This window comes from Apibacter adventoris, assembly GCF_002964975.1.
GTDB classification, from domain to species: Bacteria; Bacteroidota; Bacteroidia; order Flavobacteriales; family Weeksellaceae; genus Apibacter; species Apibacter adventoris.
Genome location: NZ_PSZM01000040.1, coordinates 103,167 through 129,320, shown reverse-complemented (window position 1 = coordinate 129,320; position 26,154 = coordinate 103,167). Strand labels below are relative to the sequence as shown.

The window sequence follows — 26,154 nt, the reverse complement described above, 5'->3', positions numbered from 1 at the left end:
TGTAAAGTATTGTAGACTGTGAATAAGATTTTAAAAATCATCTAAAAATACTACTATCCTAATAGGATAGGTACTAGATATGAAAATTGTAAGAAGATAATAATTTAGGAGCTATATCAGATAAAAAATATAGCTCCTTGTGATTTATATTTCAACGTATATCAGAAAATACTTTAAATATTACTGAGAATTTAGTTCTTCTTTTTCTATTTGATATGCGTCAGTTTTTGTATTTTTCCCATACCAAAAGACCAATTATAATAGGAATCACTCTCTATTAAGATGATAATAATATCATTAATAGATATTTCCGTAGTGGCTGAAATACTTTTACCTATTTCTGCATATAATTCCCTTTTTTGGTTTTCCGTTCTTCCTGAGCCTGCAATTATTTGTAAAAAGACCATTCTATCAGTATGCCTGATTCCAAGATATTCTTTAGGATATTTTATTTGGTTAGCATCTAGTTCTTCTATTATATGAAAATAATCGTTTTCTGGTATCAGAAATTTTTGCATTAATGCCTGATGTACACATAAAGATATCTGATTCTTTACTTTTTCGTTTAGTTCTTTATGAAGGCTTATTCTTACAAAGGGCATAATTTATCATTTATTTAGATTATCTACTTCATTATATTCCGATTCAGTTAGTGGCATAATAATATTTCCCTCGTCATCACCTATTTGTATGGCTATATGTACAAAAGTGCCATATTTCCCTGCTCCATGCCAATGTATTTCATTGGCATGGATGATCACTATATCTCCCACTTCGATATGTTTTAGTTTCTCTCCTTTTTTCTGAACAAAGCCACTTCCTGATTTTCCTATCAAAATTTGGGTATTAGGATGTGTATGCCAATGTGTATGGCTTCCCATATCAAAGAAAGACTCAGAAATATGGGTACCTGATTCTTTTCCTGCATCTAATAGTTTTGTCATTACATGCCCAACAACATATTTGTCTGTTACCAAATCTTTCTTTATTGTTTTTGGATTTATTGTTTTCATATCTCTGATTATAATATAGTTATTAGATCTTCTTTAGCTTCTCTCAGATAAAAAGCAATAAATGTAAGAGGCTCAGTATGCGAGGCATTATCAAAATGTAGGATAGGAATATCTTTGGGTTCATAAAAAGCATCTCCTTCTTGTAATATCTCTTCAGTTTGTCCTTCAATCTGAAAAAGGACTTTACCCGAACAAACGTAACCTACAACCGGACAAGGATGTGAATGATATGCACCCTTTCCTCCTGCCGGAATTGTCACTTTTTTAATTTCAATATTAGTTACTGATTGGTTTAAGAAAACAGATAGCAAATCTGCTCTGGTCACTTTTTGTTTCATACTTTTAAGTTTTTTAACACTTCAAAGTAACGGCTAGAATATGGATAATTTAATGACCTAGGTTAAGAGATTTAATACGACTCAGCGATTCGGGTTTTATTCCCAGATAAGATGCTATATGGTATTGGGCAACATGTTGTTCAAGATGAGGATAGGTTTGCAAAAGTAACTTGTATCTGTCTAGTGCCGAATCCATAAGCAAGGAAGTTTCTTTCATACACTTTTTAATAAAAAGTGTATCTGAGATATATTTTCCCAACTTAAACCATTCCGATGATTCATTCAATAGCAGATTGTAGGTATCAAAAGAAAGCCAACAGATTTCAGAATTTTCTAGCGATTGAATAGCTCCTGCACTGGATTCCTGATTGATAAAGCTTCTGTAAGAAGTGATAAAAGTGCCGGGTACATAAAAATCACTGATAAACTCTTCTCCATCCTTCTCTCTAAATGAACGCAGATATCCTTTTTCCACAAATCCTATAAACGAACAAGTCTTACCGATTTGCAAAAGATATTCTTTATTTGTAAAAAATCTCTGTTCTGAAACTTCTATTAATCTATCATAGTAATGATCAGAAAGTTTTAGCTTGTCCGTCACTATGGAATATAAGGATTGATACATTATTTTTCAATTTTTTATTACTGAAGTAATTTACCCCATTCGTTCAATTGCCAGAGTACTTCTACTAACTTTTGACCAAGTTCGGTCAATGTATATTCCACTTTCGGAGGCAATTGATTGTATGATTTCTTTGCTATAAGTCCATCCGTTTCCATTTCTTTAAGCTGTTGATTCAGAACACGTCTATCTACATTTTCTATTTCCCGAAGAAATTCACAAGGACGTTTCTTTCCTGCATTCATATGCCAGATTATGGGGATTTTCCATTTTCCTGAAATGGTATTGACTGCAATTTCGAGTGGGCATTCTTTTTCTGTAATTGTTCGTATCTTTTCTTTCATCAAAGAGTGACTTTTATATCCCTACCGCATAAAAATATGCGGTATTGTGTATTTAAAAGGAAATACCGAGTTTCGCTTATAATATATTAAATAAATCGGATATGACAAATCTACAAAAACAAATCGAAAATCTGAATAATACAATAGGTACGCAATTACCTCAGGAAATATTGAAGGCATTTGCTGATTCAATTGCTGATTTAAAGGCAAAAGGAATAGAAAATTATTCTTTTAAGGAAGGAAGGAAAATTCCTTCGTTTTGTCTTAAATCAACACGAAAAGGAATAAGTATTAATTCGGATGATTTATTGAATAATTATGATAAGATTATCTTGGCTTTTTTCAGAGGAAACTGGTGTCCGTATTGTAATCTGGAACTAAAGACGCTACAAAATTCTTTGGGACAAATTGAAAAAAAGAAGGTTAAGCTGCTTGCAATATCTCCCCAAAAACCGGAATACAGCACAATGATGAAAGAGGAAAATAAATTATCTTATGATATATTATTTGATGAAGATAACATTTTTGCTAAACAACTTGGTATTTCATTTGAATTACAGGATTTTGTTATTCCTCATTACCGGCAATTAGGAATTAACTTGAGAGAATTTAACGGAAATGATGAAAATTCTCTTCCTATACCTGCTGTATTTGTTATAGATAAAAATTATAAGATCACATACTCTTTTGTTGATGCCAATTATATGAATCGTATCAATATAGATGAATTGATAAAAAATTTGTGATAAAAAAACATTAAAGTCTTTTACTCCTTTCTTAATTTTCTTTTTATTCAATTGATCAAGTCTGTTAATTATTCGTACGTTTTTTTAGTACCTATAATTACTTTTAATATCCAGAACCTTAGTATATATCATTGTTATCATCAATTAGATATGAAAGAAATAGAAAATATAAAAAAACAGCTAGAAGATAATTTAACTTAATATTCATACAAATATTATACAACTTATATTTGAAAATATAGGTTATTTAAATGATCTATAAATTACAGTTTTTATATAAACTAATAGCCTGTAATATATTAAAATTTACATATTTTTTAATATAATATTTTCAAAATTATATATTCAATAATTATATTTTAAATGTTAAATAAAAATTTCTTTTCAACGTTTGACTTCAATATAATTTCATAATAATTTTGAAAAGATATATACATTCTTATATAAGCAAGGATTTACCTGAAATATGCTATACAGATTTCTAACATTTTTCTCTTTGAAGCATGACACGAAATGTCGTTATGTAAATGCCTAGCAAGTAAGAATTATCATAATGAAAAATTTTTCATCATTTTTTATTGATAATATTCTTCATCGGACACAGATTTTAACCAAACCACACCACCATCATTTAAGTTTGGACTTATTGCTATGTGTATCATTGTATCCTCTGACGAAGCTCCATGCCAATGCACTATATTAGAAGGACATTTTATTACATCTCCTTTTTTAATAACTTCTTTCGGTTTGCCTTTTTCTTGATAGTACCCCACTCCTCTTGTTACCAAAAGTATCTGACCTCCTTTGTGATAGTGCCATTTAGTTCTAGCTTTGGGTTCAAAAGTAACATTGCCAATTTGTGTGTATAATGTACTGTCGGATTGAACCAACATTTGTAGCCAAACTTTGCCAGTAAAATTGTTATTATTTACTTCTTTGCCTTGCGGGAAAACAAGGTTATCTTGTTCGTTCTTATTTTTACTACTCTTGCAGCTTGTATACAAAATAGTTAAAAAAAACAATAGTAATATATACTTTAATTTATGATTTACCATCATTCAATTTTAAAGGTTGATTTTATAGAAATTAACCAATTTATTTACTATTTGTAATACGCATTCAGGTTTCCAATATGTCTGTATATGAGTAGCACCTTCTACTAAAAACAATTGTTTATTTTTTGCATTGACTGCTTTTTTAAATGCTTCATCAGTCATATATTTTGTATCTGCCTTGCTTCCTGCTATCATTAATAAAGGTTGATTAATCAATTCAATTTGATCCGTTGCATCCCAAGCCATTAAATCCATCAAGCTACTTGTAGTATACAGAAAGGTTGAATTAGGATGAGCGTGCGTCCTATAATAGTATTCATATCCTTCGCGATACAGATCGGTTGAAGTTTTTGCAATTTCTTCATCTGTTATGCTTGCAACACCCGAATAAAGTATTTTGCCCCCTGCGGCTTCTTGTGCTCTTGCATCCGATGCTTGTTTCAATCGTTCCTGAATCGTTTTTAATTGAGAATTTTGAAAACCATTACGCCTTACTTGGCCTGAATTAAACATACTTAATGTAGCTACTACTTTAAACCGTTTATCTGTTTGTACTGTTTTTAAAGTATAACCACCTCCACCGCAAATACCCAAAGCACCTAAACGATTTGCATCTACGCCCGGATATTGTGTAATAAAATCAGCTGCTCCACGTATATCTTCGATCCTGTATTGCGGTTTATCCATATGACGAGGTTCACCTCCGCTTGCTCCCTGATAGGCCGCATCAAAAGCGATAGTGATATAACCAGCCTCTGCTAAACGTTGAGCATATAATCCGGCAGTCTGTTCTTTTATTCCCCCATTGGGATGTGCTACAACTATGGCAGGATATTTTTTGGATACATCGTAATTGGCAGGTGTATAAACATTTGCTGCAATATCTATTCCATTAACTTTATAAGTTACAGGGTGAATATTTATCTTACCTTTTATATTCTCTGTAATTGCTCCTTCATATACTAAACCAAAGGGATTTTGATCGTAATTTTTTTGATTTACTTGTGCATTTACCATATCAGTTAATAATAAATTTATTAATACTATTATGAATGTTAATTTTCTCATTATCATAATTATTTTATGATTGCTATTATCTATTTAAACCTTTTTTTAAACTTTTCCATAACCGAAACTTAAACCCATACAACCTAAACCCAATGCAGATACTTCTAATCCACTACTCCCTAATATTCTTTTTTGCATTCTATTTTGATTGATTGATCTTAAGTATCCGTATCCCATTCAAAACTCTCTTTGCTGATTTTGCTTCTTTTTTTCCTAAGGTTGTTTTTATAACATTTATAAATTCATATAATTGTTCGGGAGATAAACCTAAATTCATACAAATGGTTAAATGGCTTTTGAGCATCGGTTCCGATTTACCTATGGATGTAATTACGGAAATGGTCGCCAATTCTCTTTGAATATAGTTTAATACATCTCTTTCAAAAATATCTGCAAACAAATGTTCTTTTAAATAGATATCAATTATTGGTGCAAATGCTGAATAGCCTGTAAGTATATCGGATTGTGGCATTTGGTTTAATTTAACTAAAATATTTTTTCCCCGCTCATACTTACTATCCGTCTCATCAATCTTTGAAGCCTCTTTACCTACCTTATCCTTTAAGCCTTTTCTCTTTCTTTCTTCCATGACCTCCATAAAAGTCTGTAATCCCCTGATGCTGCGGGGAAACCCACAATAAGCATACAAGTGTACCAATATTTCTTTTATTTCATTAACGGTAAGTCCTGCTTCAAGTCCTATATTTAAGGCCGTCTTTAATTTATCTAAATTCCCTTTTGCCGTCAAAGCAGAAATTGAAATAATGCTTTGCTCTTGTAAACTTAAATTTTTATTTCTTGTTTCCATTTGTTGTGCTTTTAAGAAATTTGTAAACAATGAAATAGAAATTATTATAATTATAAGATTAATTATTTTCAATGGTTTTTTCTCTCTTTTTAATTATACAAATTTCGAAATATTAAAAGCTACTTATTTATATCAATTACGTTTTTATCTACCAATATTACAGATTGAAGAACAATAGCGTGAAATAAGGTAAATAATTTTGTAAATTTGTTTTGTTAGTTTAAAAGAGGTAAATAATGAATGATATTCTAAATTTTAATACAATAAAAGAATATAATACCTTCAACAACAATAAGACGTTGCATCCTTTGGTAAGTGTGGTTCATTTATATAAGGCTGAACCAAGAAAACTTAAACGCTTGCGCTATGGTTTTTATACTATATTTTTGAAACAAATTTTCTGTGGTGACCTTCGTTATGGATTAAGTAATTATGATTATGAAGAAGGTACGTTAATTTTTCTTGCTCCTAATCAGGTAATCGGGCAAAGCGAAAATAATTATTATCAGCCACAAGGCATAGCATTAGTATTCCATCATGATTTAATTGCAGGAACCTCACTCGGAAAAAATATAGGTAATTATCATTTTTTCTCTTATGCTGTTAATGAAGCTTTGCATTTGTCTGAACAGGAAAGAAAGATTATTCAGGATTGTTTTTCAAAAATTGAATATGAATTACAACATGCTATTGATAAACATAGTAAACAACTGATTATATCTAATATTGAATTGTTCTTAAATTATTGTACACGATTTTATGATCGTCAATTTATTACAAGAGATAATGTAAATAAAGGAATTTTAGAGCGTTTTGAACTTTTAATGAATAATTATTTCCTTTCGGATAAACCACAAAATATAGGTTTACCATCTGTCGCATGGTGTGCTGAGGAACTTCATTTATCGGCTAATTATTTTGGCGATTTAATTAAAAAAGAAACCGGTTTATCAGCGCAAGAATATATACAATCTAAAGTAATTAATATAGCCAAAGAACGAATTTTTGAAAACAATAAATCTATCAGTGAAATTGCCTATGAATTAGGTTTTAAATATCCGCAACATTTTACAAGACTGTTTAAGCAAAAAACAGGCATTCCCCCTATTCAGTTTAGGAATTTGAATTAATTCCTTACTTTTTTAGCATCAATTATCTAAGGATTACAACTTTAGTCATTTTAGATACCCCTAATTATAATTACAGAAATTATAAGAATTTAGTCAAACTCTATTTTAATAAAATTAGTTCAATAAAAAATAAGGCATTTAGAAAATTTTGTAACATTAAGTCTATTAAAATCATTAATTTTTCATTATAATAAAGAACCTAGCAGAATGTTCAAATTATCTTATATTATCTACTTTACATTGAATTCTAGGTAAAATCTTTATTATCATTAGCCCATAAAGACATTGTTTTTCGATACGAAAAATTAGAATATTCGGAAAGTTTTGGGAAATAAAAAAGTCAATTATCTGACTTACAAATAATTGACTTTTAGTTTAGTAGCGGGAACAGGACTCGAACCTGTGACCTTCGGGTTATGAGCCCGACGAGCTACCTACTGCTCCATCCCGCGATGTTTGTGAGTGCAAATATACAATAATTTTTCTTTCTACCAAAAATTAATTTTCTTTTTTTATGGGTGGGTGATTTTGTATATAATTTAATACCTCTTCCGGTTCATCTGTTAAAAAAAGTAAATCTTTATATTTTGTTCCCACAGCTAATTGATGCAAGGTGGAATATAATGAAGTATCTTCCACATATCTTTTTTTACTCAAAAAAACCATAGGACTATAATACCCATAGGTTCCATAATGATTTTGAGTTGCTTCTTGAAAAATTTCCTGAGTGGTTCCTGCACTTCCAGGTGCATAAATTACTCCATATAAGCAAATAGCTAATAAAATATCTTCTCTTATACTATTAGAAAAATATTTTGCAATATGAGAGGCAAATACATTGCTGGGTTCATGCCCATAAAACCAAGTAGGAACTGCTAAATTTTCCATTCCCGCAGGATATTTCTGTATTACTTTTAACGCTTGTTCCTTGTAATTAGGATGTAAATATTCCTGTTGGCAGGTATCTAAATCTGAAAGAATTTTTAAAGCATCATTAAATTCATCATCAGAATATGAAGCCATATAAGCACCAAAATTTGCTGCCTCCATAATTCCGGGTCCACCTCCGCTTACAATATAATAACCTTTTTTAGCAAGGAGCCTTGCAGATTGTGCTGTTTTTATATAATATTCAGATTTTCTGGAGGAAGAGTGTCCCCCCATAAAACCTACACTTTTTTTCTCTGTCATTCCTTCATCATCAAACATTAATAACTCTCTCAACCCATTATCTATACTATAATCATGTACTCTTTGTGTAAGAGCCTCATCCATAGAGGGATTGAATCTTGTTTGATTAAAATGAGCATAGATTTTTTCGTCTTGTGTAATGTTATCTTCAGGTTCTTTATTCATTAACTCTTTCCAAGTATACAAAGATTTACGTGTGGGTTTGTATGGAAGTTCTTTAAACTTAGGGTATATAAAAACACCTTGTTTAGTCAAATAAATAAAATCTTCCTGAGATAAATCACAATTTATGAATATGGTATTTTTAAAAGTAAATTGGGACCAATCAACCTTCAGTATAACAAAATCTATATTTTGTATGACATTGTCATTAAAGTTATGATTTTCATGTATATAATTTTTAAATTCTGCTTCTGATTTTATAAAATTTTTAAACCGTTTTATACTCATTATAATTCCTCTTAAAATAGCCTCATTAGTTAATTTTTTTTCTTATTTTTTCTTTTAAATGATTTAATTCGTCCCATCTTCTATTCGATGCTAAATTTGCCTGTTCCGGCCAAGAAGAGGGATTATGAATTTTATAGGAATCACCTCCATAAATCCATAAAATATTTTTTAATTTTTCTTCTGTTGTTGAAGCTAATTGTTCCCAAGTATATATTCCGTTTTCATTTAAAAAAAACTCAATCCTTTCTCCAATACCTTCTATAATCTTCAAATCATCTTTAATAATAGAGGATGATATTTCTTTATTTTCAAGTATTCCCCCTTTTATCTGTTGAGTATCTATAAAATTATATTTTTCCTCATCTGATTTCTCGCTTTTTATATGTTTTTTTCTTTTTTCAATAATTCCTCCGGTATAAAGCACTTTCATATCCTCTAATTTATTAACATGTTGTGCTAATTTATTTTTTAATTTCTCATTTTCTTGTTCTATTATATGCAAATTATCCTCTGCTTTTTTACCAAAAAATAAGCCCATGAAATAAAATATAAATGCAGTTATTATTAATGGTACGATTACCCATAATACTCCTCTAAAAAATGCCTGAGTTGAAGGATCTTTACTTGAGAAGTTTTCATTCCAATGAATATTGTTAAAATTTAAATTTTCTACTTCGCTTATATACCAATAACTTACCCCGGCTATCCAAAATATTCCTATAGTAAAAAAAATCCAAAATAATATTTTTTTATTCATAAACAGTTATTTTAATAAATATAACATAATTTTTAATTTATTTTATTTAAAATTACTTATTTTTTTTCAGATATGAATTTACAAGTTTAGAAAACTCTTCAGGTCTATCTAATTCAATATTTATAGGCAAATAATATAAATTATCTCTAAATTGATGAAAATATTTTAATCGCATATAATCTTTTTCTGTAGTAAGAATTATCCTATCTCCTTCTATTTTTTGATAGGATTTTTGTATATTTTCTATATCAAATTCTGTAAAATTATGATGGTCTTTAAATTTTAAATGGATTATAGATTTAAAATGTTGCTCAACAAAATCCAAAATGTTATTACAATTGGCTATGCCTGTTACTAACAAAACTTTATAATGCGATATATCTTTTATATTGAGGGTAAAATTATAAGATTTGATTTTATCTTCATAAACTATTTTAGAAAAAAATAATGATTGATAAGTTTGTAATTTTAGTTTTCTTTCTATTATTTTCTTTTCTTCTGAGGATAGGAATTCGGGACATTTTGTTACTACAACGATCTTTGCTCTTTTAGCTCCATAAATTCCTTCCCGTAAACGTCCTAATGGTAAAAGATGGTCTTCATAATAAGGAGAATGATAATCGGTCAGTAAAATATATAATCCTGCCTTTACATAACGGTGTTGAAAGGCATCATCTAATATAAAAATATCCGGATTGAAATCTTTTATAAAATTATTTATTCCATGTACTCTTTTTTCATCGACTCCAACTACAATTTTATTTCGAAAACGTTCAAAAAACTGCATAGGTTCATCCCCTATTTGTTCAAAAGTTGTTTTATAATTAGCAAAAAAATATCCTTTAGTTTTTCTTCCATATCCGCGACTTATCACACCTATTAATCCTTTATCTTTTAATAATTCAATTAAATAAATAACAAAGGGTGATTTTCCGGTTCCTCCTACATTTAAATTACCTACAACAATTACAGGTTTATTAAATTTTTTGGACCTTAAAAATCCCCAATCAAAAAACTTATTTCTTATATAAGTGACTAACCAGTATATACTAGCAAAAGGATAGAGTAATATCTTCATATTTTCAACAAAATTAAAAATTTAAATAATGATATTTACTTCTCTTTCTAAAAGAATATCAAATAACTTATTAACATCTCTTATTATTTGTTCGGATAATTGATATATTTCTTCTCCGGTTCCTCCACCATAATTAACTAATACTAAAGCCTGTTTTTCATGAACCCCAACATTTCCAACTTTTTTTCCTTTCCAACCAACTTTTTCGATAAGCCAAGCAGCCGGAATTTTTACTGTATTATGAGATAATATATAATGTGGAATTTCGGAATATATTTTCTGTATGTTTTTAAATTTATACAGAGGTATTGTAGGATTTTTAAAAAAACTCCCTGCATTTCCTAATACCATAGGATCAGGTAGTTTGCTCCTACGTATATTAACTATTGCTTTACTAATATCTTTTATAGTCGGTTCTACTATTTTATGTTTATTTAATTCTTCTTTTATAGCTCCATATGAATAATTAAGAATATGATTTTTTGTTGTTAATTTAAACCTTACTTCTAATATTATATATTTATTTTTTGCTATATTTTTAAAAATAGAATCCCTATAACCAAACTCACATTGATTATTGCTAAAAGATTCTATTTTCCTTGTAGATATATTAAGAGCTAAAAGGGAATTAAACGTATCTTTCATTTCTACTCCATAGGCTCCAATATTTTGTACCGGAGAAGTACCCACATTCCCTGGGATAAGTGATAAATTTTCCAAACCACCATAATTTTGATTTACACAATATTTCACAAAACTATGCCAGTATTCTCCTGCCATTGCAGATATTATGATATGTTGATGAGATTCTTCATTTATTTTTAATCCCTTCAAATTTAATTGTACGACTAAACCATTAAATTTTTTTGTAAATAAAACATTACTTCCCCCACCTAAAACTAATAAAGAAATTTTCTTTTCATCACAAAAATCCAACGCTTCATTTAATTCTTCTACTGTATTTACTTTAACAAAATATTTACAAAATGCAGGAACCTTAAATGTGGTAAATGATTCTATGTTTATATTTTCTTGGATAATTATCATGATTTTATTTGTGAATTTTTCATAACTTAATTTAAAAAAACAAGAATTAAATGCAGGTAATGGATCTTAAATTTTGTAAAATTTAAGTATTATTGGACTTTTATTTTAAAAAATAAATTTATTTTTAATTATGCATAGGTAATTAATTAAGATTTTAATACTAAACAATTAAAAAGAAAACTTGGCATAATTTTTTATATTATTCTTGGTGTTGACAAATTTATTGACTAAATTTGTTAGTAACAAGAAAAAAATAAAATTTTGTAAATTAATAAAATCATATTATCATGGGAAATAAAAACGCACAAAACATTCTAACAGGTATAATATTAGGTGCTGCTGCAGGTCTTTTAGCAGGAGTTCTTATGGCTCCAGATAAAGGTAAAAATACACGTAAAAAATTAAAACGAAAAGTAGAAGATTTAAGTGATAACCTTAAAGACACCTATGATAAATATAAACATGAATTGAAAGGAGGCTATGATAAATATAAAAAAGAGTTTCAAAAGAGAAAAGATGATGTTGTAGATAATCTTACAGAAGAGTATAACGATTTAGCTAAAAAATAAATATATTTTTATAAAGAGGGTCAAATAATTATTCTGACTCTTTTTTATTTATTTAAATCCATTAAACTATGGTGGGAATTATAAAAAATTATATTGCAAAAAGAATTGAATTATTAAAGCTTGAATTAATGGAGCAAACTTCTAATTTAGTTAGTATATTAATCTATGTTTTTATTATTCTCACCCTTGTCATGATGTTTTTCTTTCTTTTTAGCTTTGCTATAGGACTACTTATAGGAGAACTATTGGGAAATACAGGTTTAGGTATACTAATTTTTTCTTTATTCTATTTAATTGCATTCTTTGTTTTACTTTTAAATTACAACAGACTAAGAAAATATACTATGCGTAAAATTTTAGAGTTTCAGTTAAATTACAAAGAAAATGCAAATGATGACAAAGACTAATGAAAAATATAGTTATGAAGATTTTTTGCTAAGAAAAAGAATTTTAAAGCAAGAAATTAATGATATTGAAAAATCTGTATCTTTAGAAAATTTGCCTAATACATTAGGGATGTTGGCAAATAATATTAAAGATAAAACATGGGGACTTATTCAAAACCCTAATTTTTTAAATTTATCAGTAAATACGGGAATAGGTTTTATTTCAGAAAAAATTTTATCAAAATTTATAAATAAAAAAAGCATTCCTGGCAAAATTGCCTTAATTGCATTAAGTTATTTAGTTCCTTTGACCATTAATAAAACAAAAAAATATCTAACCAATAAAAAGAAAAACTCACAAATTTCCAACAGTTAAGAATATTTATTAAATAAATAAAGGATTATAACAAAATAATCCTTTATTTTTTCATTAATAAAATTAGTTTACTGCTGAAGATAATTCTGCTCCGGCTTTAAATTTAGCAACTTTTTTAGCTGGGATTTTAATTTTAGCTTTAGTTTGAGGATTAATACCTTCTCTTGCGCTTCTTTCAGAAACTGAAAAAGTTCCAAATCCAACTAAAGTAACTTTATCTCCTTTTTTTAGTGATTTAGTTACATTTGCTAAAAATGAATCTAAAGCTTTTTTTGCTGCTGCTTTAGTAATATCTGCATCAGCTGCAATTGCATCAATTAATTCTGACTTGTTCATATTTTTTTTATTTTAATAAGGTTATTTATCTTAATGTAACAAAGGTAATACTTTGTTTTATATATGCAAGTGATTTTGAATATTTTTTCGTTATATCAAAGAAAGCTAATCATTCTTACTATCTAATTTTTATGATTTCTTATTTTTTAAATTTTTAAAAATAAGCCTTATCCTTTATTAATTTATTATTTTCTGAATATATTATTAGTTCATTATTTATAAATGGAAATATCTCATTTTTTTCCTCCTCTGGATATAGCAAATGTATATTAGCCCCTGCATCTAATGTAAAATAAAGATGATGTCTTGTATCCTTTCTAAACTCCCATATTTTTTTTATTGCGGCTAATGTTTCCGGTTTCATTAAAATAAATGCCGGAAATGAAGTCATCATCATCGCATGAAGACTAAGAGCTTCATGCTCCACAATTCTGCCAAAAGTTTCTAAATCTCCTTTTTGTAACACCATTGTTAATTCAGAAAGATTTTTTCTTGCTTCCGTAAATCTTGTCTTTGCATATGGATGATCTTTCATTAAATCGTGTCCTAATGTACTGCTAATTTCTTTTACTCCTTCATGAATTAGTAATACGGTATCCTGAATAGTTTTAAAAACAGGAGATATTTCAAACGGAAAAGGTATAGCATATAAATCCGAACTTCCCGGAATTGTTTTATGTTTTCCCCAAACTACCAATCCTTTATAAACAGAACGGCAAGCACTTCCAGAACCTAATCTTGCTAAAAATGAAGTTTTAGCTTTATTAAATTCTTCATTATTTTTTTCTCCTAAAAGTGTACTCATTTTAACTAAACAATCGGCTATAGCTCCAAAACCTGATGCCGAAGATGCTATACCACTACTGTGAGGAAATGAATTTGTAGTGTAAATTATATATTTATACTTATCTATAAATGGTAGATATGGTTTTATTGACAAAAAATATTTTTCAATTTTCTTACTAAATTTTTCGTTAAAATGCTTTCCTAAAAAAACCTGAACAGAAAACTTTGTAGTTTTTTCAAAATTTATCGTTGTTTGGGTAAAACTTTCAGAAAGTGTGTAACTAATAGACGGATTGGCTGGTAATTGTGGAAAATATTTTCCCCAATACTTTATTAATGCTATATTTGAACCACATTTTGATTCTATTTTTCCTTTATCTACAAGATTATACTTATAATCAGAAATAAAGTCTTTTTCAGTCATTTTTTATTTTTTTATAGTGTAAGTAATTATTTGCGTGAAACTCTAATGATTTTTTTAATGGTGTAAATGTAAAGCCTAATGTTTCATTAATTTTTTTATTGCAATATCCAGTTTTAGAAGTTAAAGCTAAAAATGTAGCTTTATTTAATTTTTTCTTAATCGGTAATATGCGAGAAAATAATGCAATTTTAGATAACCAAAAATCTGAAATTTTAATTGCCGGTTTTTTATTAAAGTATTTTCTTAAAATCTGAAAAACTTTTTGATAAGTGGCATTTTCACTAACTAATATATATTTTTCATTAAAAATAGAATTATTATCCATTAATTGTATGCTTATTTTACTTACATCTTCTGCATCAATATAAGCTGAAAGTCCTGATGGATAAAATGCATTTTTAGTCATTGCCATATCGTATAAAAAACCACTGCTTCTCTCCCAATTTCCGGATCCAAGGATTATGCCCGGATTTACTACTATTACTTTTAAACCTTCTTGAGAACCTCTCCAAACTTCCATTTCTGCAGCATATTTGGAACTTGCATAAGAGGAATGTATATTTTTAAAATTCCATTCAGCTTTTTCATCAATATAGGGCTGCCCCGGTATTATGTCTAATGTAGCGATTGAACTGATAAAACAAAATTTTTCTATTTGCTTTTCAATACTAATATTAATTATATTTTTTGTTCCTTCTACATTTACTTTATATAATTCATCTTTTTGATTTTCATCAAAAGAAACCTTTCCTGCAATATGATATACATGTGTAACTCCTTTTAATGCAATTTCTAATGAAGATATATCTAATAAATCACCTTCTACCCATAGCAATGAATTATAAAATTGTAAATATTTCTCAGGTTCATAAATTTTAAACAATTCTAAAACTTCATGTTTAGTGGCATTATGACGTAACAATACTCTAACTTTCTTATTTAATCGTACTAATTGCAATAAAAAATAAGTGCCCAATAGTCCTGTACCTCCTGTTACTAATACCATTTTCTAACCTTAAATTAAAGTTCTTTCAAAATATAATTATATTTTTAAATAAACCAACCAAAATCACTAATTAACATCTAAAATCTATATCTCATACAAAAATGTATATCTAGACTTTACTTGATGAAATGAAAATAAATTTCAGCATTAAACATTTATTCAAATGATTAAATTGTATTTTGCTAAAATAGTCATTTATGTTTAAAAATCTTTAATTACTATTGTGTATTTATGGATAATAGATAATAATTAAAAATGATCAATCAAAATTATTACCAGATATCAGACTATCAATTTACTATAATATCACAAATTAATATTATATTAAAATAGATATATAATATTTTATAATATATATTGATTATAATAAAACTGAAATTCCAAATACGAATAGACTTCATATTATATAATTTCAATTTTTCCTTCATAAACTAAATTAAAATCACAAACATTACTATATGTATTTTTATTAATTTATATTAATTTTTTCCCGTTTGTTTAAAAATACATATTTAACAATATTTTATTGTTATTTTTTAATAATATATTATGTTAATTCAAAATATTAAAATTATTAACAAAAAAAACACATATTAATTACATTTTTTTAATACAAAACTCTAAATTTGCACGATTAACAGATAAAAAGAACAACACATTGAAAAAACTATTTTTTATTATACTACATTTAAGTATAATTATTTCAGTTAAATCACAAGTACGTTTTGGTTTAAAAGGGAGTTTACAGTTCACTAACGTTATAGACATACATGCGCATTCTGATACACGAGACTGTGGAATAGCTTTTGGAGGATTTTTACAAATTCCTTTTAATAAATACAATGAAAATTTGTTTATAAAACCTGAAATTTTATATTCACAACAAGGTGAATATGATGGGGATGACAAATATTTTCAGGATTATATTAATATTCCTATAATGATTAAATATTATTTATCAGAACTTATTCCGATAAGCAATTATGGAAATAGTGAGCTTTTTGCGGAAATAGGTCCACAAATAGGGTATTTAATTCATGAAAAAAACAAAGAAAAAGATCATCTAAGATATGCAAAGGCTGGGAATACAGATATTTCTATAGGACTAGGAGCCGGTGTTGCTTTTTATAGGACATTTGAAATAAATTTCCGTTATAATTACGGACTTACTGATGTATATAAAGATTATTCTAAATTTAATAATACATCAAATTTTGCTTTTTCTTTATCTTATATATTTTAATTAATTCATTAATGTTTAATACTTTACTTCTATTTTAGTTTGTAATACTTAAGAATATAGAATTTCTTTATTATATTATTTATTTTCTTTCTAAAAGAGTTTTTATTAATCCTATAAGATTTGTAAATTTGTAAAATACATTTATTTATAATTTTATAAAGACATAATGATGATTAGTAAAGACGAAATCAAGAAATATCTAAAGGAAATAGAAGTTGATGATCTAATTAGAAATATACAAATTATGGGAGACACTGTAATGATAGATATGCTCTCCCACTCTCCTGCAATGCACGAAAAAAAGAGAATGGAAGTGGCTATGCAGGCAGCATTTGAAGAAAAGTTTGGAAAAGATATTCATTTAAAATTAAATATAATAGTAGAAGTTCCTGAAAAGGAAACTAAAAAAGGAAAAAATATTCCAAAAATTAAAAACATCATAGCTATAGCTTCAGGTAAAGGTGGAGTAGGAAAATCCACAGTCGCTTCAAATCTTTCAATAGCTTTAGTTAAAATGGGATTTAAAGTAGGATTATTAGATGCTGATATATATGGACCATCGATCCCTACTATGTTTGATGCTGTTAATGAAAAGCCTATATCAAAAGAAAATAAAATCGAACCTATAGAAAGTTATGGGGTTAAATTGCTTTCTCTTGGTTTTTTTGCGGGTTCTAATCAAGCTGTAGTTTGGCGTGGAGCAATGGCCTCTAAAGCTATACATCAGTTATTACATGATTCCAATTGGGGAGAGTTAGATTTTCTTTTAATCGATTTACCTCCCGGAACCGGAGATATTCATCTTTCTATAGTGCAAGAAGTACCAGTAACAGGGGCTGTTATTGTAAGCACCCCTCAGCACATTGCATTAGCTGATGTAAAAAAAGGTCTTGGCATGTTCCAAATGCCTGAAATTAATGTACCTGTATTAGGATTAATTGAAAATATGGCTTATTTCACTCCTAAAGAATTACCAGATAATAAATATTACTTGTTTGGAAAAAAAGGTGTACAAAAACTATCAGAAAGTCTTGAAATACCTTTTTTAGGAGAAATACCTATTATACAATCTATTAGAGAAGCTTCTGATTATGGAAGACCTGCTGTTTTACAAGACAATGAAATAATTTCTAATATATATTCAAATATTTGTAAAAAAATGGTACAAAGTTTAGTAAAAAGAAATGAAAATTTACCTCCTACAGAAGCGGTAAGAATAACTACTATGGCCGGATGTTCAACTCAATAAAGCATTAATTATGTCAAATACGATTTTAAATAAGGTTAATAAAGCTCTGGAAGAAATACGTCCATTTTTAATTTCCGATGGTGGAAATGTGGAACTTATTGAGGTAAAAGATCATATTGTAAAAGTAAAACTTACAGGGGCTTGCAATGGTTGTTTCGTGAATCAAAGTACTCTTAAATTAGGAATAGAAGCAACCATAAAAAAATATGCGCCTGAAATAACTGAAGTAGTTAATATATCTGCATAAAATAATATTTTAATTAGAGACAGAAGTTTAGTTTAGATTTTAATTTTTTCTATTTTATTTAAATTATTACATTTGTCTGTTATTAAATTTCGTTCATGAAAAAGTTTTTTATAATTTTTATATTTTTATTTTCAACTTTTTTACTTGTAACCGCTAGTTCTACTGAAACACTTTTTCCTGCTTCGGAATTAAATAATGGAGAATATTTAAGATACAGAGTTCACTATATGTTAATAAATGCAGGATATGCTACGTTAACTACCAGTGAAACTAATTATAACGGAAAGCCCCACTATCATGTAGTAGGAGAAGGTTATTCTACCGGATCAGCTAAATTATTTTTTAAGGTTGAAGATAGATATGAAACTTACATGGATAAAGCCACTCTTCTTTCTTCCAAATTTATCAGGAAAATAAGAGAAAGTTCCTACGTAAGAAATCAATCTATGACTATTGACCATATCAATAAAAAAATTACATATACGAACGAGAGTGATAAAACATCCAAATATTTTACATATACAGGAGAGATTCATGATATGCTTTCAGCTTTTTATTATTTAAGAAATATGAACACTGATGGTTATAAATCTGGAGACTTTATAAGTCTTAATATTTTTTTAGATTATGAAATGTTAAATTTTAAATTAAAAATTTTATCACGAGAAACTATAAAATCAAATTTTGGAAAAGTTAAGTGTATTAAATTAAGACCGTATGTACTTTCTGGACGCGTTTTTAAAGAAAAAGAAAGTGTTACTATGTGGGTTACAGATGATGTTAATCACATTCCGATACAAATAAAAGCGGAACTTGCAGTGGGTTCCTTAAAAGCAGATTTAAGTAATTACAAAAATCTACAAAGTCCCATTAATTTTATTAAATAAACACATTGTTATCTCACTTGGTAAAATATACTTTTCCTTTTTTACCTTTCCAATCTGCACCATTTTTTATTAAATCTATTAATTTTTCATCTATTTCAGAGCATAGTGATTTTTTTATAATGAAATTATAAGGTCTCCCTTGTTCCGAAACTGAAAAACTTATAACAATATCGCCTTTATCAGATTTACATTTATTATTTTTAAATAAGTGCATGTGATCCTTTAAATATTGTTTATAAAGTTTGTCTCCTATAACCGGAACTGCGTCATACTCCTGAAGTTCCGAAAATCTATCGACATTTATTGATCCTAATAAAAGATCTTTATTATTTTGACTATTACCTTGTTCACTTTTTGAAGTGTTTTTATTTATTAATGACAGTCGATTTGTTTTTTTAGAATCTAAATCTAAGTTTGAATCTTTTTTATTATCATATTTCTCATTTTCTAAATTTTTTGTTAAAGAGGGAGAAGTTCTTATAGTTTTGTCTATCTGTATCATTCCCTGAGCAGATAACGGATGGTCAAAATATACCGAATTATTATGATAAGCTATACTTAGAGTGTCTAAATTTTGAGTTTTATTCTTCTCATTATTATTAATATTAGAAGGAAAAGTTATAGCATTATCTGCATGTTTCATTCTATAATCAGATAACGATTGCTCCAAATAGATAGAATTATTTTGCAAGGCTAAACTAAGAGTTTCTAAATTATTATCTTTTTTCTCCTCATCTATTTTTAAATTTTTTTTATTTTTAGATATAAATAACTTATTATACACTTTATTTTCCTTTTCGAAAGAACCATTGGTATTTACATTTTCATTTTTTTTATTTTCTTGAATTTCATTTGTTATTACTTCATTTTTAGACGTTGTATGATTAACAAACATTTTGTTTTCTTTATTTGTATTATTCATAAAGAAATAAGCTCCTATAAAAAATAAAATTATAATACTGGCTGCTATATAATAATATGTATATATTTTTTTCTTTTCTGTTTTTTTTAAAATTTGGCTTTTTAATTTATCTATAGTATTAATATGATTTCCCTCTACTAAGTCATATCCTTCTAAAGCATCATGCAAAAAAGGATCCTGCATAGCTTCTCTTTCCAGATCATGAGCTTTTTTTCCTTTTCTATTTCCTTGTATGTAATCTTTTAGATTTTTCACTTTGAATTTTTTTCCATGCAAATTTTTAAATTTCTTTTTCCATTTTGGATATAACTTTTTACACTTTTCAAATGATATTTAGTTTCTATAACAATTTCTGCATATGATTTTTCTTTAAAAAAAAACTTTTCTATAGTAATTCGCTGAGGTTCCGGTAACTTTTCTATACATTGTTTTAATATAGAAAACTTTTGATCTTCATTTTGTTCATCTAATAGATACAAAATTTCTACAGATTCCATAGATTCTTCATTAAAATCTGTGAAAATTTCTTTTTTTATAGCTCTAATTTCTTGCAAACAATGATTTCTGGCTACCGAATATATCCAAGTTTTAAAATTGGAAATTGAATAATTTATAATTTTAGTAACTAAGTTTTCAAATATTTGCATTACAGCATCTTGTGCTTTTTCATCATCTTTTAAATATTTAAGACAAAGACCATAAATTAAGGGTATATATTTATTATAAAGTACTCCAAAATACTCAGAATTTAATGTTTCTTTATATTTTCTTAAAAGTTCTTCATCACTTAATTGAGATATTTTAAAACGAATTTTCAATAATTTACAAATTAAAAGTGTAAAATTAAGAATTTGTTTTTGGGTTATATAATCTTATTACAAATTATAATCAGTAAATAATTAGTATTTTCCTAACAGGCTGTTAAATATTTAACCTTTTTATTCATTTTTATTTAAATGAAAATTATCTTTAGTAAATTGCGGAAAAATTTATAAATGAGAAAAATAATTTTTGCATATTCATTATTACTATTTTTAACTGCTTGTAAAAATGAAGAAAAGTCTAAACTTATAGATAATTCAAATATTAAAAATACTCAAAAAAATAAAAATCAAACTCAAATATCCACATCTGATAAAAATTCATCCTCTAAAATAATAGAAGCAGGAATATATCAGGACAAAGATAGTTTATATCACTTAAAATATAATTTAGAAGTAGGTAAAACTTATTCTTTTAATTCTAAAGAAATAAACAAACAAACAATAACTTTTAGAGGTAAAAGTCAATCTATGACTCAAGAGACGTATGATCCCATAAATTTCAAGGTTACAGATACCAAAGACAATAAATATACATTAGAGGTTAAAATGGGAGGTAAAAAAATTATTACTAAAGCAGAAGGAAAAGAATTTACTTTTGATACTCATGGAAAACAGCCTACAGATCCTAACCAGGCAAGAATGTGGAAAATTTATAAGGCTATAAGTGAGGTAAGTTTTACTGTAGATATGGATGTTTATGGAAATTTATCAAATATTAAAGGATTAGATGCTATCTATACAAAAGCAAAAAATTCTTTATCAGGAGACTTAAAAGGAAAGCAACTGGATGATTTTATTTTAGCTTTTAAAAAAGGATTTAACGCGGAAACTTTTAAAACCCAATTTGAAAATTCTATGATGAAGTTTCCAACTAAAGGATTAAAAATTGGCGAAAAATGGAATAATGATCCTTCAAGAAAGAATCAGGGATATAATCAATTAATTCAAGTTAATGATCAAAGTGCTGAAGTTAAAGTTCAAGGTATCATTCCTTCTAAATCAGATTCTAAAGTTATAGATGGAGTGACTTATAAAATTTCTGTTAAAGGCAGTCAAAACGGGAAAATTATTATGAATAAAAACTCCGGTTGGATTTCTAATGCTAGTTTTAATATAACTGTAACTGAAACAAAATCAGCAAAAAAAGGAAATGAATCTGAACAAGTAATACAAAAAACAGAAAATAATACTTACATTAACTAATTCTCTAATATATTTTTGATATGGGAAGATTATTAGAATTTATATTATTTGCAATAGTAGCATATTTTATATTTAAATTTTTAAATCAATTATTTAGTAATTCCACTAATGTTAATAATACCAATATAAACAATAAAAATAACCCTTCACAAAAAAATAACTCTTCATCTTCAATTAAAAAAAAAATAAACTGGGATGCAGAAACTATAGATTACGAAGAAGTAGATAAAAAAGACAATGAAAAAGAATAAATATTTATTGCCTGTGTTAGGATGTTTGATATTATTTATCATCATCTCTTTTGCTTATTTTACCCCGCTATTGTCCGGTAAATATATTTCACAACCTGATATTATTCATTATAAAGGAGGAGCTCATGAATTAGAAGAATATCGAAAAGCTCACGGTAAAGATACCTATTGGAGTAATTCCATGTTTGGAGGTATGCCTACATATCAGATGGGAGCCGCGTATCCTTCTGATGTGATAAAAAATATTGACAAAATTTTAAGGTATTTCCCGGCTCCTGCATGTTATTTATTTTTACTTCTGAGTGGTTTCTTTTTATTAGGTATGGTATGGTTAAAGAATTGGAAATATGCTTTATTGGGGAGTATCATGTTTTCTTTTTCTACTTATTTCTTTATTATCATCGGAGCAGGGCATAACGCAAAAGTACATACTATAGCCTATTTTGCTCCTTTTATAGCCGGTGTATATCTTTTATATCAAAAAAAATATATATGGGGATTTATTCTTACTACCATATTTCTCTCCCTTCAAATAGCTGCCAATCATCCCCAAATGACCTATTATTTATTTCTTGCTTTAGGCATTTTTGGAATAGTAGAACTTATACATGCTATTAGAAAAAAAACAATTAAATCCTTTTTTATCTCTACTTGTTTTTTTATAATTTCCATTTTACTATCAGTAGGGATGAATTCTTCACGACTGCTTTCTACCTACGAATATTCTAAAGAAACAACCCGTGGTAAATCAGAATTAACAATAAATAAAAATAATAAAGAAATCAATCATGGTTTAGATAATGACTATATAACCCATTGGAGCTATGGAATACTAGAAACAGCTAATTTATTTATTCCTAATTTTATGGGAGGAGGAAATAATGAAAAAGCTTTTAATCAAGAACATTTACAAACAGAATTACAGCAAAATATAAATTCTGAAAAGGATTCTAGAGAATTGCAACAATCTTTAGCTAGTTCCTTTAGTGGCTCATATTGGGGAGAACAACCTGGTACATCCGGACCTGCTTATGAAGGGGCTATAGTGGTTTTTTTAGCAATTTTAGCTTTATTCTATTATAAAGGAAGGTATAAATGGTGGCTAATTGGAGCTACTATATTAAGTTTTTTACTTGCCTGGGGAAAAAATTTTGGAATATTTACTAATTTCATGATAGAACATTTTCCTTTATATAATAAATTCAGAGCCGTTTCTTCAGCTTTAGTTATTGCTGAATTTACCATACCTTTATTAGCATTATTGGGCATATATTCTTATTTTAAAGATGAAACTCTGAGTATGCAATATAAAAAGAAAGTTTTACTCACTACTTCTGCGATTATACTTGGACTTCTTCTAATCTTTTATTTTTTTGGTATGAATTTATTTAATTTCCATACAAAAATTGAAGGAGAAAAAATAAATAATACATTTCTTGAAATAATACGAAAAGAACGTTTTGTTCTATTTCAGGCAGACACATTAAGAACTTTTATTTTTGTCTTACTTACTGCAATAATTTTATATATTCCTCAAAAAACACAAATTCGTCCACAATATATAATCTTCACTATTACTTTTTTATGCCTTGTAGACCTTTGGGGAGTTGATAAACGTTACTTAAATGATGAAAATTTCGTAGACCGCCAACTTTATAAAAATCCTTTCCCTACAGAAGTAAGTGAAAGCCAGTTACAGTTGGCAGCAACAGACCCTGCGGTGGCCAGAATAGTTAATACCGTTCCTGTTAATCAGGTTTTAGATGAAATTAAACAAAAAGACCCTTCTCAATATAGAGTATTTAACCTACTTTTAAGCCCATTTAATGAAACTAACACTTCATATTTTCATCAATCTATAGGTGGATATCACGGAGCTAAATTAAGACGTTATCAGGATTTAATAGATTTTTATTTTTCTGATAGCCTTAATTTACCTATTCTAGACATGTTAAATACCAAATATATTATTACCGCAGATTCTGTAATCCATGCATTACCTAACCCCAATAACAATGGAAATGCCTGGTTTGTAAATGAAATATTTTTTGCAAATAACGCCAATGAAGAAATCTCCCAAATAGGAAAAATAAATACTAAAAGACAGGCAATACTTAATAAAAATTTTCAAAAAGACCTACAATTTGCAAAATCCACCGACACTCTTTCTTATATAGAACTGAAACAATATGAACCTAATAATTTAATCTATGCTACCCATAACAAAAGTGAAAAATTGGGTGTTTTTTCTGAAATATATTATCCTCACGGATGGAAAGCAACCATAGATGGAAAAGAAGTACCTATCTATAGGGCCAATTATATTTTAAGAGCACTAAAGATACCGGCTGGAAATCATACTATTAACTTTACCTTTGATCCTCCTGTTATTTATAAAGGTCGAATTATTACTCTTATTTCTTTTTCAATTTTCATTATTTTAAGTGTAGCCTTATTAGTTTGGGATTATAAAAAGAAACTTAAAAAATTATCAATATCTCTTTAAAATGCAAAATAGGGTTTTAATTGTTTCTTATTACTGGCCTCCGGCAGGAGGACCAGGAGTACAGAGATGGCTGAAATTTACTAAATATTTACCTGATTTTGGTTATGAGCCTTATGTATATATTCCAGAAAACCCCTCCTATCCCATAATAGATCTGTCTTTACAAAAAGAAATAAACCCTAAAGTAAAAATAGTAAAACAACCTATTTGGGAACCCTATAAAATAGCTGAAAAGTTAACTAAAAATAACAAAGATTTTAAAGCAGGGCAATTTGAAACTAATAAAAAACAGAGTTTTTTATCTAAAGCATCTGTATTTATACGCGGAAATTTTTTTATTCCTGACGCCCGAAAATTTTGGATAGCTCCTTCTGTTAAATTTCTATCAGAATATTTACAAAAAAATAAAATTAACATATTAATAACTACAGGTCCTCCTCATAGTATGCACTTAATAGGAATGAAACTAAAAAACAAAATTCCTAATTTAAAATGGATTGCAGATTTTAGAGATCCTTGGACTGATATTTCATATTATTCTGAGCTGAAACTAACTTCTTTTGCCGACAAAAAACATAAAAAGTTAGAAAAGCAAGTTATGAATCAAGCCGATATAATTCTTTCAACCAGTTATACTGACAAAGAAAATTTTATAAAATTAGGGGCTAAAAATGTAGTGTGTATTACCAATGGCTTTGATTCAGAAATACTTCCTGAAAGTATTAAAACCTCAAAATTTACTCTTTCTTATATAGGTATGTTGGAAACTTTACGAAATCCTAACAATCTTTGGAAAGTATTAAATGAACTAATTACTCAACATTCTGATTTTAAAAATGATTTTGAATTAAAATTTGTGGGTAAGATTGCAAATTCTATATTAGATGAATTACAAGTGTCTCCTCTAAAAAACATTATAATAAATAAAGGATATTTATCTCATCAAGAATCTATTTCAGAAATGAATAATTCTACCCTTTTGCTTATTACCAATTTTGATAGAAAAAAATCAAAAGGAATTATTCCGGGAAAACTATTTGAGTATTTGGTTACAGGAAAAAAAATTATATCTATAGGTCCTGAAAATGCAGATGTTAAAAAAATTTTAAACGAAACACAGGCTGGTAAACATTTCACTTACCAAGATTATGATAAATTGAAATTTTTTATTTTAAGTGAATATGAAAAATGGAAAAACAATATTTGTTATTTTTCATCCCAAGATATCAAAAGATTTCACAGAAAAAAATTAACTAAACAACTTTCTGAGATAATCAAAAATTTATAATATA

General features: G+C 27.6%; 30 protein-coding genes and 1 tRNA gene. 13 read left to right on the top strand and 18 right to left on the bottom strand.

All coding sequences use genetic code 11. From position 1 onward, the window contains the following. Positions 1 to 206 precede the first annotated feature (206 nt). The 5 genes from C4S77_RS07430 to C4S77_RS07410 are packed head-to-tail and all read right to left on the bottom strand — an operon-like array spanning position 207 to position 2,317. Complete coding sequence (locus C4S77_RS07430) at positions 207 to 602, bottom strand: tautomerase family protein (RefSeq protein WP_105247010.1); 396 nt, start codon at positions 600 to 602, stop codon at positions 207 to 209. A gap of 6 nt (positions 603 to 608) precedes the next feature. Beyond that, positions 609 to 1,013, bottom strand: a complete 405-nt coding sequence (locus C4S77_RS07425) for a cupin domain-containing protein (protein WP_105247009.1) — start codon at positions 1,011 to 1,013, stop codon at positions 609 to 611. Between the two features lie 8 nt (positions 1,014 to 1,021). Beyond that, the gene (locus C4S77_RS07420; RefSeq protein WP_105194050.1) at positions 1,022 to 1,351 is read right to left on the bottom strand and encodes a cupin domain-containing protein; all 330 of its coding nucleotides are present in this window, start codon (positions 1,349 to 1,351) and stop codon (positions 1,022 to 1,024) included. A gap of 49 nt (positions 1,352 to 1,400) precedes the next feature. Further along, positions 1,401 to 1,976: a Crp/Fnr family transcriptional regulator gene (locus C4S77_RS07415; protein WP_105247008.1), complete on the bottom strand. Its 576-nt coding sequence runs from the start codon at positions 1,974 to 1,976 to the stop codon at positions 1,401 to 1,403. A 17-nt stretch (positions 1,977 to 1,993) separates the two neighbouring features. Next, a complete protein-coding gene (locus C4S77_RS07410) occupies positions 1,994 to 2,317 on the bottom strand; it encodes a winged helix-turn-helix transcriptional regulator (RefSeq protein ID WP_105247007.1) in 324 nt (107 codons plus the stop codon). 101 nt (positions 2,318 to 2,418) lie between these two features. On the opposite strand from C4S77_RS07410, the gene C4S77_RS07405 reads away from it, so the two are divergent. Then, the gene (locus C4S77_RS07405; RefSeq protein WP_105247006.1) at positions 2,419 to 3,063 is read left to right on the top strand and encodes a peroxiredoxin-like family protein; all 645 of its coding nucleotides are present in this window, start codon (positions 2,419 to 2,421) and stop codon (positions 3,061 to 3,063) included. A 575-nt stretch (positions 3,064 to 3,638) separates the two neighbouring features. On the opposite strand, the gene C4S77_RS07400 is transcribed toward C4S77_RS07405, so the two are convergent. From C4S77_RS07400 to C4S77_RS07390, 3 genes are all read right to left on the bottom strand, one after another. Continuing rightward, positions 3,639 to 4,121 (bottom strand): cupin domain-containing protein, encoded by a 483-nt coding sequence (locus C4S77_RS07400; RefSeq protein WP_260209599.1) that lies wholly within the window; start codon positions 4,119 to 4,121, stop codon positions 3,639 to 3,641. A 6-nt stretch (positions 4,122 to 4,127) separates the two neighbouring features. Continuing rightward, positions 4,128 to 5,186: an alpha/beta hydrolase gene (locus C4S77_RS07395; protein ID WP_105247005.1), complete on the bottom strand. Its 1,059-nt coding sequence runs from the start codon at positions 5,184 to 5,186 to the stop codon at positions 4,128 to 4,130. A 139-nt stretch (positions 5,187 to 5,325) separates the two neighbouring features. After that, positions 5,326 to 5,994, bottom strand: coding sequence for a carboxymuconolactone decarboxylase family protein (locus C4S77_RS07390; protein WP_105194130.1), 669 nt, complete (start codon positions 5,992 to 5,994; stop codon positions 5,326 to 5,328). A 236-nt stretch (positions 5,995 to 6,230) separates the two neighbouring features. On the opposite strand from C4S77_RS07390, the gene C4S77_RS07380 reads away from it, so the two are divergent. Next, complete coding sequence (locus C4S77_RS07380) at positions 6,231 to 7,124, top strand: helix-turn-helix domain-containing protein (protein WP_105194045.1); 894 nt, start codon at positions 6,231 to 6,233, stop codon at positions 7,122 to 7,124. A gap of 379 nt (positions 7,125 to 7,503) precedes the next feature. On the opposite strand, the gene C4S77_RS07375 is transcribed toward C4S77_RS07380, so the two are convergent. The 5 genes from C4S77_RS07375 to murB form a co-directional block, all read right to left on the bottom strand. Further along, positions 7,504 to 7,576: transfer RNA gene (locus tag C4S77_RS07375), tRNA-Met, on the bottom strand. Positions 7,577 to 7,622: 46 nt separating this feature from the next. Continuing rightward, on the bottom strand, positions 7,623 to 8,765 hold the full coding sequence (locus C4S77_RS07370) for an LOG family protein (protein WP_221405004.1): 1,143 nt from the start codon (positions 8,763 to 8,765) through the stop codon (positions 7,623 to 7,625). Between the two features lie 25 nt (positions 8,766 to 8,790). After that, positions 8,791 to 9,522 (bottom strand): hypothetical protein, encoded by a 732-nt coding sequence (locus C4S77_RS07365; RefSeq protein WP_105247003.1) that lies wholly within the window; start codon positions 9,520 to 9,522, stop codon positions 8,791 to 8,793. A 52-nt stretch (positions 9,523 to 9,574) separates the two neighbouring features. Beyond that, positions 9,575 to 10,600, bottom strand: a complete 1,026-nt coding sequence (gene lpxK / locus C4S77_RS07360; RefSeq protein WP_105247002.1) for a tetraacyldisaccharide 4'-kinase — start codon at positions 10,598 to 10,600, stop codon at positions 9,575 to 9,577. Positions 10,601 to 10,621: 21 nt separating this feature from the next. Beyond that, positions 10,622 to 11,647 carry a UDP-N-acetylmuramate dehydrogenase gene (murB, locus tag C4S77_RS07355; RefSeq protein WP_317614915.1) on the bottom strand — a complete coding sequence of 342 codons (1,026 nt, stop codon included), beginning with the start codon at positions 11,645 to 11,647 and terminating at the stop codon, positions 10,622 to 10,624. Between the two features lie 287 nt (positions 11,648 to 11,934). On the opposite strand from murB, the gene C4S77_RS07350 reads away from it, so the two are divergent. The 3 genes from C4S77_RS07350 (at position 11,935) to C4S77_RS07340 (ending at position 12,978) form a co-directional block, all read left to right on the top strand. Beyond that, positions 11,935 to 12,216: a YtxH domain-containing protein gene (locus C4S77_RS07350; protein WP_105194042.1), complete on the top strand. Its 282-nt coding sequence runs from the start codon at positions 11,935 to 11,937 to the stop codon at positions 12,214 to 12,216. Positions 12,217 to 12,284: 68 nt separating this feature from the next. Next, complete coding sequence (locus tag C4S77_RS07345) at positions 12,285 to 12,623, top strand: phage holin family protein (RefSeq protein WP_105194041.1); 339 nt, start codon at positions 12,285 to 12,287, stop codon at positions 12,621 to 12,623. Beyond that, the gene (locus C4S77_RS07340) at positions 12,607 to 12,978 is read left to right on the top strand and encodes a hypothetical protein (protein WP_146105717.1); all 372 of its coding nucleotides are present in this window, start codon (positions 12,607 to 12,609) and stop codon (positions 12,976 to 12,978) included. Before C4S77_RS07345 ends, C4S77_RS07340 begins: the two co-directional genes overlap by 17 nt. A 63-nt stretch (positions 12,979 to 13,041) precedes the next feature. Here the strand turns inward: C4S77_RS07340 and C4S77_RS07335 are convergent, their stop codons facing one another. The 3 genes from C4S77_RS07335 to C4S77_RS07325 all read right to left on the bottom strand — a co-directional run bounded on the left by C4S77_RS07335 (position 13,042) and on the right by C4S77_RS07325 (position 15,530). Beyond that, on the bottom strand, positions 13,042 to 13,314 hold the full coding sequence (locus C4S77_RS07335; RefSeq protein WP_105194039.1) for an HU family DNA-binding protein: 273 nt from the start codon (positions 13,312 to 13,314) through the stop codon (positions 13,042 to 13,044). Positions 13,315 to 13,468: 154 nt separating this feature from the next. Beyond that, positions 13,469 to 14,524: a diphosphomevalonate/mevalonate 3,5-bisphosphate decarboxylase family protein gene (locus C4S77_RS07330; RefSeq protein ID WP_105247001.1), complete on the bottom strand. Its 1,056-nt coding sequence runs from the start codon at positions 14,522 to 14,524 to the stop codon at positions 13,469 to 13,471. After that, positions 14,517 to 15,530, bottom strand: coding sequence for an SDR family oxidoreductase (locus C4S77_RS07325; protein WP_105247000.1), 1,014 nt, complete (start codon positions 15,528 to 15,530; stop codon positions 14,517 to 14,519). The genes C4S77_RS07330 and C4S77_RS07325 overlap by 8 nt, the downstream gene beginning before the upstream one ends. A gap of 658 nt (positions 15,531 to 16,188) precedes the next feature. On the opposite strand from C4S77_RS07325, the gene C4S77_RS07320 reads away from it, so the two are divergent. The 4 genes from C4S77_RS07320 to C4S77_RS07305 all read left to right on the top strand — a co-directional run bounded on the left by C4S77_RS07320 (position 16,189) and on the right by C4S77_RS07305 (position 19,156). Further along, positions 16,189 to 16,773, top strand: a complete 585-nt coding sequence (locus C4S77_RS07320) for a porin family protein (RefSeq protein ID WP_181042845.1) — start codon at positions 16,189 to 16,191, stop codon at positions 16,771 to 16,773. 169 nt (positions 16,774 to 16,942) lie between these two features. After that, positions 16,943 to 18,022, top strand: coding sequence for an Mrp/NBP35 family ATP-binding protein (locus C4S77_RS07315; protein ID WP_105194035.1), 1,080 nt, complete (start codon positions 16,943 to 16,945; stop codon positions 18,020 to 18,022). Between the two features lie 10 nt (positions 18,023 to 18,032). Continuing rightward, the gene (locus C4S77_RS07310) at positions 18,033 to 18,269 is read left to right on the top strand and encodes a NifU family protein (protein WP_105194034.1); all 237 of its coding nucleotides are present in this window, start codon (positions 18,033 to 18,035) and stop codon (positions 18,267 to 18,269) included. Positions 18,270 to 18,364: 95 nt separating this feature from the next. After that, positions 18,365 to 19,156: a DUF3108 domain-containing protein gene (locus tag C4S77_RS07305; RefSeq protein ID WP_105246999.1), complete on the top strand. Its 792-nt coding sequence runs from the start codon at positions 18,365 to 18,367 to the stop codon at positions 19,154 to 19,156. Between the two features lie 13 nt (positions 19,157 to 19,169). Here the strand turns inward: C4S77_RS07305 and C4S77_RS07300 are convergent, their stop codons facing one another. Next, complete coding sequence (locus tag C4S77_RS07300) at positions 19,170 to 20,333, bottom strand: hypothetical protein (RefSeq protein ID WP_105246998.1); 1,164 nt, start codon at positions 20,331 to 20,333, stop codon at positions 19,170 to 19,172. Beyond that, positions 20,330 to 20,896, bottom strand: a complete 567-nt coding sequence (locus C4S77_RS07295; protein WP_221405105.1) for an RNA polymerase sigma factor — start codon at positions 20,894 to 20,896, stop codon at positions 20,330 to 20,332. The genes C4S77_RS07300 and C4S77_RS07295 overlap by 4 nt, the downstream gene beginning before the upstream one ends. A 177-nt stretch (positions 20,897 to 21,073) precedes the next feature. On the opposite strand from C4S77_RS07295, the gene C4S77_RS07290 reads away from it, so the two are divergent. The 4 genes from C4S77_RS07290 to C4S77_RS07275 are packed head-to-tail and all read left to right on the top strand — an operon-like array spanning position 21,074 to position 26,150. Continuing rightward, on the top strand, positions 21,074 to 22,105 hold the full coding sequence (locus C4S77_RS07290) for a DUF6263 family protein (protein WP_105246996.1): 1,032 nt from the start codon (positions 21,074 to 21,076) through the stop codon (positions 22,103 to 22,105). 20 nt (positions 22,106 to 22,125) lie between these two features. Next, positions 22,126 to 22,356, top strand: a complete 231-nt coding sequence (locus C4S77_RS07285) for a hypothetical protein (RefSeq protein ID WP_105246995.1) — start codon at positions 22,126 to 22,128, stop codon at positions 22,354 to 22,356. Continuing rightward, positions 22,343 to 24,862 carry a YfhO family protein gene (locus tag C4S77_RS07280; protein WP_105246994.1) on the top strand — a complete coding sequence of 840 codons (2,520 nt, stop codon included), beginning with the start codon at positions 22,343 to 22,345 and terminating at the stop codon, positions 24,860 to 24,862. Before C4S77_RS07285 ends, C4S77_RS07280 begins: the two co-directional genes overlap by 14 nt. A gap of 1 nt (position 24,863) precedes the next feature. Then, entirely contained in the window at positions 24,864 to 26,150 is a 1,287-nt protein-coding gene (locus tag C4S77_RS07275; RefSeq protein WP_105246993.1) for a glycosyltransferase family protein, read from the top strand. The last annotated feature ends 4 nt before the right edge of the window (positions 26,151 to 26,154 follow it).